At 66.2% G+C, this 14,203-nt stretch carries 11 protein-coding genes; 7 read left to right on the forward strand and 4 right to left on the reverse strand.

Translation table 11 applies throughout. From position 1 onward, the window contains the following. Positions 1–97 precede the first annotated feature (97 nt). On the reverse strand, positions 98–2,185 hold the full coding sequence (locus ACFQRC_RS03235) for a transketolase C-terminal domain-containing protein (protein ID WP_379957693.1): 2,088 nt from the start codon (positions 2,183–2,185) through the stop codon (positions 98–100). Further along, a complete protein-coding gene (locus ACFQRC_RS03240; protein WP_379957695.1) occupies positions 2,178–3,386 on the reverse strand; it encodes an amino acid aminotransferase in 1,209 nt (402 codons plus the stop codon). The genes ACFQRC_RS03235 and ACFQRC_RS03240 overlap by 8 nt, the downstream gene beginning before the upstream one ends. Positions 3,387–3,519: 133 nt before the next feature. Here ACFQRC_RS03240 and ACFQRC_RS03245 point away from each other — a divergent pair, with 133 nt between their 5' ends. From ACFQRC_RS03245 to ligD, 3 genes are all read left to right on the forward strand, one after another. Next, positions 3,520–3,990: an Lrp/AsnC family transcriptional regulator gene (locus tag ACFQRC_RS03245; protein ID WP_379957697.1), complete on the forward strand. Its 471-nt coding sequence runs from the start codon at positions 3,520–3,522 to the stop codon at positions 3,988–3,990. Between the two features lie 151 nt (positions 3,991–4,141). Next, positions 4,142–4,999, forward strand: a complete 858-nt coding sequence (locus ACFQRC_RS03250) for a Ku protein (protein WP_379957699.1) — start codon at positions 4,142–4,144, stop codon at positions 4,997–4,999. Between the two features lie 135 nt (positions 5,000–5,134). Beyond that, positions 5,135–7,639 carry a DNA ligase D gene (ligD, locus tag ACFQRC_RS03255; protein ID WP_379957700.1) on the forward strand — a complete coding sequence of 835 codons (2,505 nt, stop codon included), beginning with the start codon at positions 5,135–5,137 and terminating at the stop codon, positions 7,637–7,639. 1 nt (position 7,640) lies between these two features. Here ligD and ACFQRC_RS03260 read toward each other — a convergent pair whose 3' ends face one another. Continuing rightward, positions 7,641–7,769: an entericidin A/B family lipoprotein gene (locus tag ACFQRC_RS03260; protein ID WP_379957701.1), complete on the reverse strand. Its 129-nt coding sequence runs from the start codon at positions 7,767–7,769 to the stop codon at positions 7,641–7,643. A 157-nt stretch (positions 7,770–7,926) separates the two neighbouring features. On the opposite strand from ACFQRC_RS03260, the gene ACFQRC_RS03265 reads away from it, so the two are divergent. Together ACFQRC_RS03265 and ACFQRC_RS03270 are read left to right on the forward strand one after the other, a co-directional pair. Then, a complete protein-coding gene (locus ACFQRC_RS03265) occupies positions 7,927–9,711 on the forward strand; it encodes a DUF885 domain-containing protein (RefSeq protein WP_379957702.1) in 1,785 nt (594 codons plus the stop codon). Between the two features lie 214 nt (positions 9,712–9,925). After that, positions 9,926–10,603: a GcrA family cell cycle regulator gene (locus tag ACFQRC_RS03270; RefSeq protein ID WP_379957704.1), complete on the forward strand. Its 678-nt coding sequence runs from the start codon at positions 9,926–9,928 to the stop codon at positions 10,601–10,603. 52 nt (positions 10,604–10,655) lie between these two features. On the opposite strand, the gene ACFQRC_RS03275 is transcribed toward ACFQRC_RS03270, so the two are convergent. Next, positions 10,656–11,369: a PilZ domain-containing protein gene (locus ACFQRC_RS03275; protein WP_379957706.1), complete on the reverse strand. Its 714-nt coding sequence runs from the start codon at positions 11,367–11,369 to the stop codon at positions 10,656–10,658. A 127-nt stretch (positions 11,370–11,496) separates the two neighbouring features. Here ACFQRC_RS03275 and parE point away from each other — a divergent pair, with 127 nt between their 5' ends. Together parE and ACFQRC_RS03285 are read left to right on the forward strand one after the other, a co-directional pair. Continuing rightward, on the forward strand, positions 11,497–13,473 hold the full coding sequence (parE, locus tag ACFQRC_RS03280; RefSeq protein ID WP_379957708.1) for a DNA topoisomerase IV subunit B: 1,977 nt from the start codon (positions 11,497–11,499) through the stop codon (positions 13,471–13,473). Further along, positions 13,470–14,201 (forward strand): 2OG-Fe(II) oxygenase, encoded by a 732-nt coding sequence (locus ACFQRC_RS03285; RefSeq protein ID WP_379957710.1) that lies wholly within the window; start codon positions 13,470–13,472, stop codon positions 14,199–14,201. The genes parE and ACFQRC_RS03285 overlap by 4 nt, the downstream gene beginning before the upstream one ends. Positions 14,202–14,203 lie beyond the last annotated feature (2 nt).

A 14,203-nucleotide genomic window follows, 5' to 3' on the forward strand; every position in this document is an offset into this window, starting at 1 on the left:
CTCGTCACCCCAGCGAAGGCTGGGGTCTCGGGGAGAAGGGCCGTGACTTCTGGTCCTGGGATGCCAGCCTTCGCTGGCATGACGGTCTTGCTCATCCTCAAAACCCCACCAGCTCTTCGATCTTCGCGCGGATGCGCTCGACGCTCGGGACGGCCCAGTTCAAGAGCACCGGATTATGCGGGCTGGGGATATCCGGCATCGTCAGGCGGGAGACGGGCGCGTCCAAATCCATGAACGCTTCGTCCGCCACCACCGCCGCGATTTCGGCGCCGAAGCCGCCGGTCCGCAAATCTTCATGGACGATGAGACAGCGGCGGGTGCGGCGGACGGATTCCAGCACCATTTCGCGGTCCCAAGGCAAGAGGGTGCGCAGGTCGATGACGTCGGCGGAGAAATCCTTCGCCGCTTCCTCGCAGCGCGGGACCATCGCGCCCCAGGTGACGATCGTGATGCCGCTTCCTTCACGCGTCTTCTTCGCACGCCCGAAGGGGAGCACATAATCGTCGCCCGGATAGGGCCGCCGCGCCCACACATCATCGAGCATTGCGCGATGCTCGAAGAAGATGACCGGATCGTTGCCGCGAAGGCCCGCGCGGAGCAGACCCACTGCGTCCTCGGCATTGCTCGGCACTGCCACTTTCCATCCGGGATTATGGACGAACTGCACCTCGTTGGTCTGGCTGTGCCAGGGGTCGCCGCACTTGAAGAAGCCGCCGGGGATGCGCAGCACCATCGGCGCGGCGAAGCGGTTGGCGGTGCGCCAGCGCATCGTGCCGCAATCGTTGATCTGCTCCAGCGCCGGCTCGGCATATTTGCGGAACTGGATTTCAGGCACCGGCATCAGCCCCGCCATCGCCATGCCGACGGCACGGCCGATTATGCCTTCCTCGGACAGGCTGGTGTCGAACACGCGCCCGGTGCCAAACTTGTCCTGGAGGCCGAGCGTCACGGCGTGGACGCCGCCCTTCGGCCCGATATCCTCGCCGAAGAGAAGCACGCGCGGATTGATTTCCAGCTCATGGTCCAATGTGCGGCGGATGGCCGTGACCATGTTGATGCGCTGGCCTTCGGGCTTCGGCTCGTCGGTCGAGGATGGCGGCTCATAGCCATGCGTCCACTGCCCCCCGAGCGTCTGCATCTCGCCTTCGTAGAAGACGTTAGAGAGCAAGGTTTCCGGATCGGCCACGCCCCTCGCCTCGGCGATCTCGCGCGCCTTCTCGACAGCGGCCTCGGCTTCGGCGGCGATGTCGTCCCACTCGCCTTCGTCGAGCAGCGAGCCGACCAGATAGGATTTCAGTTTGGGCACCGGATCGCGGGCCCATTCGGATTCGACGAACTCCTCCGACTTGTAGGTCTGCGTGTCCTGGAAGCTGTGGCCCTGGAGGCGCGGCACTGTGAGGCGCAGCAAAGCCGGCCCCTTCCCGCCCCGCACATGCTCAGACGCCAGTTTGAGGAGGCGTGCCGCCTCGGCCGGCTCGGTGCCGTCGCCGGAGAGGATTTGGAGGTTGGCGAAGCTCTCCAGGTTCCGCGCGATATTGCCGCCCGGCGTCTGATAGCTGCCGGGCACCGAGATGCCGTATTGATTGTCCTCGATATAGAAGAGCATCGGCAGCTTCTGCGTCGTGGCGATGGTGAGCGCCGACCAGAAACCGTTGGTCGCGACCGAAGCATCGCCGCCCAGTACCACCGCCATCGCGCCCTCATAGGCGCGGTCCTTCAGCACATCGCGATGATATTCGATCGCCTGCGCCCAGCCGGCGGTCGGCGTATATTGCGCGCCCACCCCGCCGCACATCGGCAGCGCCGGAGGCCCGCCGGGATTGGGATAGTTGAAGACCACCCCGATATCGCGCCCGTCCGAATAGCCGCCCGCCCGGCCCATGCCCGACCCCAGCGCATCCTCCAGCGGCACCCCGAGCGACAGCAGCAGAGGCCGCGACCGATAATAGCCGCAGGCCGCGTCCTTCGCGCCGGTCAGGCGGCTGCCGAGCATGATCTGCGCCATGTCGTGCCCGCGCGCCGAGAATTGATAGAGTATCTTCTTCTCGGGGACGAGCCGCGTCTCTTCCAGTCTGTCGAGCGCGCGCGACACCTGGACCAGATAGGCGATCCGCCGCCAGTCATAATCCGGATCGGGCGCGTTGGCTCGGGCGCGCGGCGCCGTCGCGAGCATCTCGTCAGCCATCGAGCTTTGCGACGACCGCCGCGGCGAAATAGTCGACATTGTCGTCCGACAGCCCGGCGACGTTGAAGCGGCCGCTATTCGCCATGTAGATGCCGTGGCTGGCGCGCAGCTCGACCACGGCCTCCGGCGTCAGCGGAAGCATCGAGAACATGCCATTCTGTTCGTCGATGAACGCCAGCCGCTCGTCATAGGCGGCGAGCCGCGCGCGCAGGCTGCGGATGCGGGTGAGCATTTCCTTGAGCTCGGCGCGCCAGTCCGCCTCCAGCTCCTCCGTTTCCAATATGGTGCGCACGATCGCCGCGCCATGGTCCGGCGGCATCGACCACATGGTGCGGGCGAGGCCGAGAAGGTTGCCGAACGCGACCTGAGCCTGCTCGGCGCTGGACGCCTTGATGAACAGGGCGCCGGTGCGCTCGCGATAGAGGCCGAAATTCTTGTCGCAGCTCTGCGCCACCAAGGCCTGCTCCGCCGCCTCGACGACCAGGCGCGTCCCCGCCGCGTCATCCTCCAGTCCGTTGCCCAAGCCCTGATAAGCCAGGTCGACATAGGGAAGGAGACCGCGCTCGGCGATGAGATCGGCCAACTCGCGCCACTGGTTGAGGCTGAGATCGGCGCCGGTCGGATTGTGGCAGCAGCCATGGACCAGCACGAGATCGCCGGCGCGCGCGCCCTTCAGCGCCTCGATCATTTCGTCGAACAGGACCGTCCGCGTCTCCTTGTCGTAATAAGGATGCGCGACGAACTCGACGCCGGCGGCGCCGATCAGCGGCACATGGTTGGGCCAGGTCGGCTGGCCGACGAAGATGCGGGAATTGCCGCCCGCCGCCTTGATGAGCTCCGCGCCGAGCCTCAGCGCGCCGCAGCCGCCGGGAGTCTGGACTCCGACGATCCGGTCGCTGCGCGCGCCGAGCCCGCCGAAGACGATCGGCTTGATAAGCTCGACGAAGCGCGCGTCGCCCTCGGATCCGAGATAGGATTTGGTCTCCTGCGTCTCGATCAGCACCTTCTCGGCGGCCTTCACCGCACGCAGGATCGGCGTTGCGCCGGCCGCGTCGCGATAGACGCCCACGCCGACGTCGATCTTCTCCGGCCGCGTGTCCGCTTTGGCGAGCCCGATCAGCGCCAGCAGCGAGTCGGAAGCCTGGGCCTCCAGCCGGTCGAAAAGCCTCGGCTCGTCAGCCAAGAGAAAATTCTCTGTCATCTGCACTCCTGTCGCGCCCCGCTTATGGCGGGGTACTTCCCGATACATCTACGCTTGCGCGCGGCCAAATGGGCATCAGATTTGCGCCAAACCGCGCTGGAATTGATAGCTTTGTTTCGCTACACTCGATTTCATGAAACAGAATGACCAGCTGGACGAGATCGACCGCCGAATCGTCCGCGAATTGCAGCGCGATGCGAGCCTCAGCCACGCGGCGCTGGCCGAGAAGGTCGGGGCGTCCTCCGCATCCGTGTGGCGCCGCGTCCGCAATCTGGAGACGAATGGCGTTCTCGGCCGGGCCGTCCGCCTCGCCAATGCGGAGCATCTCGACCGGTCGGTCAACGTCCTGTGCCAGGTCCGCATGACCCGCCAGACCATGACCGCCAGGGCCGAATTCGAAGAGTTCATCCGCTTGCGCGAGGAGATCGTCGAATGCTACGCCATGTCCGGCGAGTGGGACTATCTCCTCCGCATCGCCGTCCGCGATGTCGCCGATTACGACCGTTTCGTGATGCGCGGCGTGCTCGCCCATCCAAGCGTCGCCAACGCGGCCAGCAATTTCGCGCTGCGGCAGGTCAAGTACACGACGGAGATTCCGGTGTAGCTGGATTGCTTCGCTACGCTCGCAATGACGGTTGAGAATATCGTCGTCATTGCGAGGAGCGAAGCGACGAAGCAATCCATCTTCCCGCGTAGGGAACCGCCGCCCCTCTCCGAGGATTGAATCGCCTGCGAATCGATTTCGGAGGCATCACATGGCCGCGCGTCCCTATTGGAAAGGCCAGATCAGGCTCGCTCTGGTCTCGATCCCCGTCGAAATCTATTCCGCTACCAAGAGCGGCGCCACGATCGCCTTCAACCAGATCCACGAGCCGACCGGCAAGCGCATCAAATATGAAAAGGTCGTGCCGGGCGTCGGCCCGGTCGATCCGGACGAGATCGTCAAGGGCTATCAATATGAGAAAGGCAGCTACGTGCTGCTCGACGAAAGCGAGCTGGAAGCCGTCAAGCTGGAAAGCAAGAAGACGCTGGAGCTGACCCAGTTCGTCGATGCCCACGAGATCGACCCGCTTTACTACGAGAAGCCTTATTACGTCGTCCCCGCCGACGATCTCGCCGAGGAAGCGTTCGTGGTGCTGCGCGAGGCTTTGCGCGACACGAAGAAGGTCGGGCTCGGCCAGCTCGCCATGCGCGGCAAGGAATATATCATCAGCCTGAAACCGTGCGGGCGCGGCATATTGATGGAGACCTTGCGCTACGCCGACGAGGTCAACAAGGCGCAGGGCTATTTCCGCGACATCGGCGACGTCAAGCCCGACCCGGAGCTGCTGGAGCTGGCCGAGACGCTGATCGACAAGAAGACGGCGAAGTTCGACCCGTCCAAATTCCACGACCGCTATATCGACGCTTTGCACGAGCTGATCGAGAAGAAGCGCAAGTCGAAGGGCGCGAAGATCGAGGCGGAGGACGAGCCGGCGCCAAGCCGCGGCTCCAACGTCGTCGACCTGATGGCCGCGCTCAAGAAATCGATCGAGAAGCCTGGGGCGGCGAAGAAGCCGGCGGCCAAGAAGGCGCCGGCGAAAAAAGCCGCGCCAGCGCGCAAGCGGGCTTGAGATGAACGGGCACGCTCCCGTCCCCGTTCGCCCCGAGCGAAGTCGAGGGGCCCAATCGAGCGAAGCCGAGATATTCTGCCCCGGCTTCGCGCGGCGGGATGTCTCGACTTCGCTCGACACGAACGGTTGAGCGGAATGGCGCGCAAATCCGATCCGCTCGCGGTCTACAACAAGAAGCGGGACTTTTCGAAGACCGCCGAGCCCTCCGGCAAAATCGCGCCGGACAGCGGCAACAGCTTCATGGTCCAGAAGCATGACGCGACGCGGCTCCATTACGACCTGCGGCTGGAGATGGACGGCACGCTCAAGAGCTGGGCGGTGACGCGCGGCCCGAGCCCCAATCCCGACGACAAGCGCCTCGCGGTGCGCACCGAGGACCATCCTCTGAGCTACGCCACGTTCGAAGGCACCATTCCCAAGGGCGAATATGGTGGCGGCACGGTGATGCTCTGGGATCGCGGCACCTGGACGCCCGATCCGCGCAAGGATCCGCGCAAGACGATCGAGGAAGGTCACCTCCACTTCACCCTCGACGGCGAACGGATGAAGGGCGAGTGGGTGATGTTCCGGCTCAAACCGCGCGGGCGTGAGAAGAACGAGAACTGGATCCTGCGCAAGGTCGAGGACGAACATGCCGGCAGCTCCGCAGGGCTGACGGAAAAATATCTGACCTCGGTCAAGACCGGCCGGACGATGCTGGAGATAGCGGAGGGCAAGAAAGCGAAGGAGCTGAAGCCTCCCTCGTCATCCCGGCGAAAGCCGGGATCTCATAACAAGAAGTCACGGCCCGCGGACCGTCACCCCGGCCTCCGCCGGGGTGACGAAGCCCCCCCGCCCTTCCGCGCCCTTCAAAAAGCCACCCTCGTCGACGCCGTACCCTCGGGCGCCGGCTGGATCCACGAGATGAAGTTCGACGGCTATCGCTGCCTGCTCGGCATCGCCGGCGGCGAGGCCAGGATTTACACCCGCACCGGGCTCGACTGGTCGGATAAATTCCCCGAGATCGTCGCGGCCGCGCGCCAACTGGAAATCGGCCCCGCCTTGCTCGACGGCGAAATCGTCAGCGTCGACGACAAGGGCGCGACCAGCTTCTCGGCGCTCCAGCAGGCGATCAGCGAAGGCGGGCGCGGGCTCACCTTATTCCTGTTCGACGCGCTCCAGATCGATGGCGAGGATCTGACCGCGCTGCCCAATATCGAGCGCAAGCAGCGGCTGGCCTCCTTGCTGGGCGACGGCCGTCCGCCGATCCTCTACGCCGATCATATCGTCGGCGCGGGCGAGAAACTGTTCGACGCGATGTGCGAAGCCGGCCAGGAAGGCATCGTCTCCAAGAAAGCCGACGCGCCCTATCGTGGCGTCCGCTCAAAGGCCTGGCTCAAGGTCAAATGCACCTTGCGGCAGGAATTGGTGATCGTCGGCTGGACGCCCAGCGCGAGCAAGACCCGGTCGCTGCGCTCGCTGCTGCTCGCGGTCAACGAGTACGGCAAATTGCGCTATGCGGGCAAGGTCGGCACCGGCTTCTCCGTCAAGACCGAGCAGGAATTGCTCGCGAAGCTCGGCAAGCTGAAAAGCGGCAAGGCCGCGCTGGAGGTTCCCAGGGCCGAGGCGCGCGGCGCCCACTGGGTGAAGCCCGAGCTGGTCGCCGAGATCGCCTTCGCCGAATTCACTTCGGACGGGGTCGTCCGCCACGCCAGCTTCCTCGGACTGCGGGGTGACAAGGAGGCCGGGGCGGTGGTCGAGGAAAAGCCGCAACCCGTCGCCAAGGTCGCCGCCCCGGCCGACACGATAAAGATCACCAATCCGGACCGGGTGATCTTCCCCGATTCCAACGTCACCAAGGGCCAGCTCGCGGACTATTACCGCGCGGTCGGCCTGATCATGTTGCCGTGGACCGCCAACCGTCCGATCAGCCTGGTCCGATGCCCGCAGGGCCGGGCGAAGAAATGCTTCTTCCAGAAGCACGACGCCGGCACGTTCGGCGAGCATGTCCTCCAGGTTCCGATCAGGGAGAAGGACGGCCACAAAGAGGATTATATCTACGTCGCGCAGGCCGCCGGAATGATCGCCTGCGTCCAGATGGGGGCGATCGAATTCCACGGCTGGGGCAGCAAGGTCGACGATGTCGAGAAGCCGGATCGGCTGGTGTTCGATCTCGACCCCGATGAAGGCCTCGACTTCGAGGAGGTCAAGCGCGCCGCGCGCGACCTCAAGCGGCACCTCGCCGACATGGGCCTCCAGACCTTTCCTTTGCTGACCGGGGGCAAGGGCCTTCACGTGGTCGTGCCGCTGACGCCGCAGGCTGAATGGCCCGCCGTCAAGGATTTCGCCAACCGCTTCGCTCTGGCGTTGACGGAAGCCGAGCCCGAGCGCTTCACCGCGACCATGTCGAAGGCCAAGCGCAAGGGCCGCATCTTCCTCGACTGGCTCCGCAACCAGCGCGGCGCGACCGCGATCATGCCCTTTTCCGCCCGCGCCCGCGAAGGCGCGCCGGTGTCCGCGCCGATCGCCTGGGACGAGCTGGACGCGACGCGATCCGGCGGCCGCTTCACGGTCAAGGATGCGGAAACCCTGCTCGAACGCGCCTCCGGCCGCACCCTCCAGGGCTGGGGCGAAGCCGCCCAGACCCTGCCCGACCTGTGAGTTAGCGGGCGGCGTCCGACACCGTCTCGCCGACCGATTCCAGATCGCGCCCGACCCCGCCGACCGTATTGCACCCGGAGATCAACAAGGCCGCCGCGAGGCTGCCCAACAAAACCGCTTTTCGAACCATCTTCCACTCCAGGAAATCGCCGTCGCCCTTTCCCGCGCCGCTCGCCGAGGAGCAAGCGAAATCGCACGCGGCAGGAGGGCGTCTCCCAATCTTGCCGGTTGCAAATCGTATACGATCGCCTCTATCCTCGCCGCTCCCAGAACAGCCGAGGCCGCCCGTGACGAAAAATCTCCTTCCTTTGGCGACTTTGCTGCTCGCCGGTCTTTCCCCGATCGCGCTCGCGGCCCCGGCAACGGCGCAGACCGCATCCGCCACGGCCGAGGCCGCCGGCGCTGACGCCCGGCTCCGCGCCCTCTACGACGCCGAATGGGCCTGGCGGATGAACGAATATCATCGGGTCAAGCAGGACGAGGATTGGGTGGCGGGCGATCGCCTGCCCGACGTCGACGCCGCGGCGCAATCGCGGCGCCTTGCCTATCTCGAAAAGACGCTGGCGCAATTGCAGGCGATCCCCGTCGACCAGCTATCGCCCGAGGAGCGGATCAACGCCGCCGTCTTCCGCACCAATCTCGAGCACGACATTTCCGACGCGCGCTTCCGCGAATGGGAGATGCCGTTCGACAGCGACAGCAGCTTCTGGACCTATCTCAACCCCCGCCAGGGCTATCGCACCGCCGAGGAATATCGCCGCTATCTCAATCGGATGCGCGACATCCCGCGCTATTTCGACCAGCATATCGTCAACATGCGGGCCGGGCTGGAGCGCGGCTTCAGCGTGCCCCGCGTGACGCTCACCGGCCGCGATTCTTCGATCGTGCCGTTCACCGACGCCGATTCCGCCAGGAACCCCTTTTACGACGCCTTCGAGATGATGCCGGACGGCATCCCCGCCGCCGAGCAGGCCGCTTTGCGGGCCGAGGCGGAGACGGTGATCCGCGACGCGGTCGCGCCCGCTTATGCCGAACTGCTGACCTTCATCCGCGAAGACTATCTCCCCAACACCCGCACCACGATCGCGGCCGCCGACATGCCCGAGGGCGAGGCCTATTACCTCGCCAACATCAGGCAATATTCGACGCTCGACCTCACCCCCCAGCAGATCCACGAGATCGGCCTGAAGGAAGTCGCCCGCATCCAGGCCGACATGCGCGCGACCATCGCCGAAACCGGCTTCAAGGGCGATTTCAAGGAATTCCTGACCTTCCTCAAGACCGATCCGCGTTTCTACGCGAAAACGCCCGAGGAATTGCTCAGCTTCTCCGCTTATGTGGCCAAGCGCGTCGACGGCAAGATCGGCGACACGATCGGCCTGCTGCCACGCGGCCGCTTCACCATCCTGCCGGTGCCGGACGCGATCGCGCCTTTCTACACCGCCGGGCGCGGCGGGCTCGAATCCTGCCTGATGAACACCCACAACCTCCCCGCGCGGCCGCTCTACAATATCCCGGCGCTGACCCTGCACGAATGCGCGCCCGGCCACAGCTTCCAGGCCGCGCTCGCGCTCGAGGCGCCCGAGCGTCCGGACTTCCGCGGCGAGACCTATTTCTCCGGCTATGGCGAGGGCTGGGGCCTCTATACCGAATGGCTCGGCATCGGCATGGGCATCTACCGCACGCCCTATGAGGAGTTCGGCCGCCAATCCTACGAGATGTGGCGCGCGGTGCGTCTGGTCATCGATCCGGGCATCCACGCCATGGGCTGGAGCCGCGACAAGGCGATCGCCTATCTCGCCGACCATACCGCGCTTTCCCAGCACGAGGTCGAGACCGAGGTCGACCGCTACATCAGCTGGCCCGGCCAGGCGGTCGCCTATAAATTGGGCGAGATGACCATCCGCCGCCTCCGCGCCAAGGCCGAGAAGGCGCTCGGCGCCGATTTCGACCAGCGCTGGTTCCACGACACGATCCTGGCGCTGGGATCGGTGCCGCTGCCGGTGCTGGAGCAGGAGATCGACCGCTTCATCGCCGCCGGCGGCAAGAAGCCGGCCGACAGCCCGGCATGAGGATGAGGGCGCCGGGGCGGCCCGGCCGCCCGCGCCTCTTGAACATTCGCCCCGCCTCCTTCACATAGGGAGGCTTGAGGCCGTCCCAACGACGCTCCCGTCAAAGGAGCGCCAGGGTCGGCGCGAACCCATTGGAAGGCCGGCCATCCACGGCGCCGCCGCTCGCGGCGGACGCCGGAGGGCCATGAGCCGCGATTATTGAGGACGAATATCCATGTCGTGGACCGACGAGCGCATCGAACGCCTGAAGGCGATGTGGAGCAAGGGCATGACCGCCAGCCTGATCGCCGACGAATTGGGCGGCGTGTCGCGGAACGCGGTGATCGGCAAGGCCCACCGGCTCGGGCTCCAGGCGCGTCCCTCCCCGGTCAAGGCGCACGAGGCGGCCGCCCCGGCGAGCCCGGTGCCGGCGGCCTCCGCCGCGGCCGAAGTCGCTCCCGCCGACGCCCCCGCCCAGGATGCACCGGCCGAGCCCGCGCCGCCCCCGGCTCCGGCCAGCGCCGCGCCCGTCGCTCCGCCTCAGTCGCAAACCCAGCCGCAGCCGCAGCCGCAGCAACCGCGCATCGTCTCGGTCGGCCCGGGCGGCTTCCTGCGCCAGGGCCCGGGCGACCAGCAATCGCCGATCCCGCCCGCGCCGCCGCGCCGCCTGGTGCCGGCCAAGCCCAGCGCCGAGGTCGCCGACAAGACCAGCCTGCTCGATTTGAACGAGAAGATCTGCAAATGGCCGATCGGCCATCCCGGCGAGCCCGATTTCCATTTCTGTGGGCGTACCGCCAATCCGGGCTTCCCTTATTGCGTCGACCATTGCGGCGTCGCCTATCAGGCCCAACTCCCCCGCCGCGACCGCCGCCCCCCGCCCCCGCTCCCCTTCGGCGGCCCGCGGATACGCTGAAGCGCTTTCGCCGCTCTCGTCATCCCGGCGTCCGCCGGGATGACGATGAGTTTTACCGCCCCTTCTCCCAAGCCCCCGTCTTGAGGCTGGCGACCTCCACCCTCTTCCCCAGCCACTCGGCCAACTCCTCGAAGGCGAGCGGCTTGTCGAAGACGATGCCGGCATAGCCCTGGCGATACCAGCGCGCGATGCCGCGGATCGGGCGCAGGCTCTCGATGGTGATCGTCACCGGCTTGCCGACGCACTGCCAGTCGCCCAGCTCCACCTTGACCCCGCCCAGCGAAATGTCGTGGACCTCGACCTTGTGGTAGAGCCGGCCGATCCGCACGGTCGCGCCGCAGGCGATCTCCAGGCGCGGCGGCCGCTGGACGAAGCCACCGCGCGGCCTTTTGGCGGCGAGCAATTCGCGCAGGTCGACGCTCTGGTCGAACTTGATGCCGAGCATCGGCGGCCGGGTCCACACCACCGTGCCGTGGATCCGCTGATCGGAGCTGAACTCGACATAGAGGTCGGTATCGACGGGCGGCACGGCGCCGGTGGTCTCCGCCATCAGCCCGCCGGCCGAGATGTTGCGGACACGGCAGAGATCGCGCCAGTCGAGGGTCACCAATTTGGCGAGCGGAAGATTGGGGACGACGCGCTCCTCGGCCCGCTTTTCGGTCGGCCGCGGCACTTGCGTGGAAAGCGAGAAGGTCGCGGATTCGAACGCCAGCTCGCCGTTGTTGGGCGGTCCGCTCAGGCCCCTCCGGATCAGATCCACCAGCATCAAGGCTCTCCCACGCGCCCAACTCGAAGGGGCGAGGCTATGCCCAAAGCGTTAACGCTTCGCGCAGAACCATCGTTAAGCAAGCTCCGCTTGGCAGGGTGCGGCGCTGCGCCCTATAGCCTTGGCCATGTCCGATTTGTTCTCGTCCACCGCCCCCGCCTCGACCGATTACGACGCCTCCTCGATCGAGGTGCTGGAAGGGCTGGAGCCCGTCCGCCGCAGGCCCGGAATGTATGTCGGCGGCACCGACGAGAGGGCGCTCCACCACCTCGCCGCCGAAGTGCTCGACAACAGCATGGACGAGGCGGTGGCGGGCCATGCCAGCCGGATCGAAGTGACGCTGGAGCCCGGCAACCGCCTCACCATCGCCGACAATGGCCGCGGCATCCCGATCGATCCGCATCCCAAATATCCGGGCAAGTCGGCGCTCGAGGTGATCCTGACCATGCTCCATTCGGGCGGCAAGTTCAGCCACAAGGCCTATGCGACTTCGGGCGGCCTGCACGGCGTCGGCGTCAGCGTCGTCAACGCGCTCTCGACCGAGACCATCGTCGAGGTGGCGCGTAACAAGGAGATTTATCGCCAGAGCTTCTCCAAAGGCCATCCGACCTCGGCGCTGGACAAGGTTGGCACCACCCAGAACCGGCGCGGGACCACGCTGACCTTCACGCCGGATGCGTCCATATTCGGCGAAGACGCCCGGTTCCGGCCGGCGCGGCTCTACCGGCTCGCGCGGTCCAAGGCCTATCTGTTTGCCGGCGTCGAGATACGCTGGAAATGCGATCCCGCGCTCATCTCCGACGACACCCCGGCCGAGGCGGTGTTCCAGTTCCCGGGCGGCCTTTCCGATCATCTGAGGGAGCAGGTCGGCACCCGCGAATGCGCGACCGCCGAATTCTTCCGGGGGCGGCAGGAATTCGCCGACGGCCAGGGATCGGTCGAATGGGCGGTGGCCTGGCCTTTGTGGAGCGAGGGCGGCTCCTCTTATTATTGCAACACCATCCCCACCCCCGACGGCGGCACCCACGAGCAGGGCATCCGCGCGGCGCTGACCCGCGGCATCCGGGCGTTCGGCGAGCTGGCGGGGCAGAAGAAGGCGAAGGACATACAGGGCGACGACATCGTCTCGGGCGCCGAGATCATGCTGTCGGTCTTCATCCGCGACCCGCAGTTCCAGAGCCAGACCAAGGACCGCCTGACCAGCCCGGACGCGGCGCGACTGGTCGAGACCGCGATCCGCGACCATTTCGACCATTTCCTGGCCGACAATATGGACCGCGGCCGCGCGCTTCTCGGCTTCGTGCTCGACCGGATGGACGAGAGGCTGAAGCGCAAGGCCGAGCGCGAAGTCAAGCGCAAGACCGCGACCTCGTCGCGCAAGCTCCGCCTGCCGGGCAAGCTCACCGATTGCGCCAATGACGATCCGGCGGGGACGGAATTGTTCATCGTCGAGGGCGACAGCGCCGGCGGCTCGGCCAAGCAGGCGAGGAACCGCAAGACCCAGGCGATCCTCCCGATACGCGGCAAGATATTGAACGTGGCCAGCGCCAACAGCGCCAAGATCGGCGCCAATCAGGAAATCGCCGACCTGACGCTTGCCCTCGGCTGCGGCACCCGCGAGCGCTGCACAATCGACACCCTGCGCTACGAGCGCATCGTCATCATGACCGACGCCGACGTCGATGGCGCCCACATCGCGACCTTGCTGATGACCTTCTTCTTCCAGGAAATGCCGGACCTGGTGAGGAAGGGCGCGCTCTTTCTTGCCCAGCCGCCGCTCTACCGCCTCGCCTCGGGCGGCACCGTCGCCTACGCCAAGGACGACGCTCACCGCGCCGAGCTGGAGCGGACGCTCTTCAAGGGCAGGAAGGTCGAGGTCGGCCGCTTCAAGGGCCTGGGCGAGATGAACCCGCAGCAGCTTCGCGAAACCACGATGGACCCGAAAACGCGCAGCCTCATCCGCATCACCCTGCCCGAGGAATATGAGCAGCGCGCCGGCGTCCGCGACCTCGTCGACCGGCTGATGGGCAAGAATCCCGAGCACCGATTCCAGTTCATCCAGAGCCACGCCGCCGAGCTCGACGAAGAGGAGATCGACGCGTGAGCATCCCCTTGTTCGAGGTCAATCCGGGGCTCGACCGCAAGGCGCTTGCGGCGCAGTTCGCGCGGGACCGCAGGATCCAGATCCGCGACGTGCTGACCGAGCAGACCGCGCAGGAGGTCCGCAAGATATTGATGCGGCACACGCCCTGGGCGCTGGCGTGGCAGGCGGGGCATGACGGGCCGCACGTCATCCGCCGCGAGGATCTGCCCAGGGTCACGCCCGAGCAGAATGCCGAAATCGGCCGCAAGGTGACGGCGGCGGTGCAGGGCGAGGATTATGCCTTCGTCTATTCGACCTACCCGATGCTCGACGCCTATCTCCAGAAGTGGGACGAGGGCAGCCCCCAGGATCTCCTCATCGAGCATATCAACGACCAGCCGTTCATGGACCTGGTGCGCGAAGTGACCGGCATGGCGGAGCTGCGCAAGGCGGACGCGCAGGCGACGCTCTACGCCCCCGGCCATTTCCTCGCCGAGCATGACGACAGCCATGTCGCCGAAGGCTGGCGCGTCGCTTATGTGCTCAACATGACCCTTGGCGAGTGGCGGCCCGAATGGGGCGGCTACCTCATGTTCTACGACGAGGAGGGCGACGCGGTCGCGGGCTTCCGGCCGCGCTTCAACGCGCTCAACCTGTTCGCCGTGCCGCAGAAGCATAATGTCAGCTACGTGCCCCCCTTCAGCCCGGTCGGGCGCTTCGCCATCACCGGCTGGTTCCGGGACCAATGAGG

The sequence above is a fragment of the Enterovirga sp. GCM10030262 genome, from assembly GCF_042666435.1.
Lineage (GTDB): Bacteria > Pseudomonadota > Alphaproteobacteria > Sphingomonadales > Sphingomonadaceae > Allosphingosinicella.

Coding starts and splice junctions, on each gene's coding strand:
- ACFQRC_RS03250 (WP_379957699.1), top strand. CDS start 4,142: ATGGCCGCGCGTCCCTATTGGAAAGGCCAGATCAGGCTCGCTCTGGTC.
- ACFQRC_RS03245 (WP_379957697.1), top strand. CDS start 3,520: ATGAAACAGAATGACCAGCTGGACGAGATCGACCGCCGAATCGTCCGC.
- ACFQRC_RS03270 (WP_379957704.1), top strand. CDS start 9,926: ATGTCGTGGACCGACGAGCGCATCGAACGCCTGAAGGCGATGTGGAGC.
- parE (WP_379957708.1), top strand. CDS start 11,497: ATGTCCGATTTGTTCTCGTCCACCGCCCCCGCCTCGACCGATTACGAC.
- ACFQRC_RS03275 (WP_379957706.1), bottom strand. CDS start 11,369: ATGCTGGTGGATCTGATCCGGAGGGGCCTGAGCGGACCGCCCAACAAC.
- ligD (WP_379957700.1), top strand. CDS start 5,135: ATGGCGCGCAAATCCGATCCGCTCGCGGTCTACAACAAGAAGCGGGAC.
- ACFQRC_RS03240 (WP_379957695.1), bottom strand. CDS start 3,386: ATGACAGAGAATTTTCTCTTGGCTGACGAGCCGAGGCTTTTCGACCGG.
- ACFQRC_RS03260 (WP_379957701.1), bottom strand. CDS start 7,769: ATGGTTCGAAAAGCGGTTTTGTTGGGCAGCCTCGCGGCGGCCTTGTTG.
- ACFQRC_RS03235 (WP_379957693.1), bottom strand. CDS start 2,185: ATGGCTGACGAGATGCTCGCGACGGCGCCGCGCGCCCGAGCCAACGCG.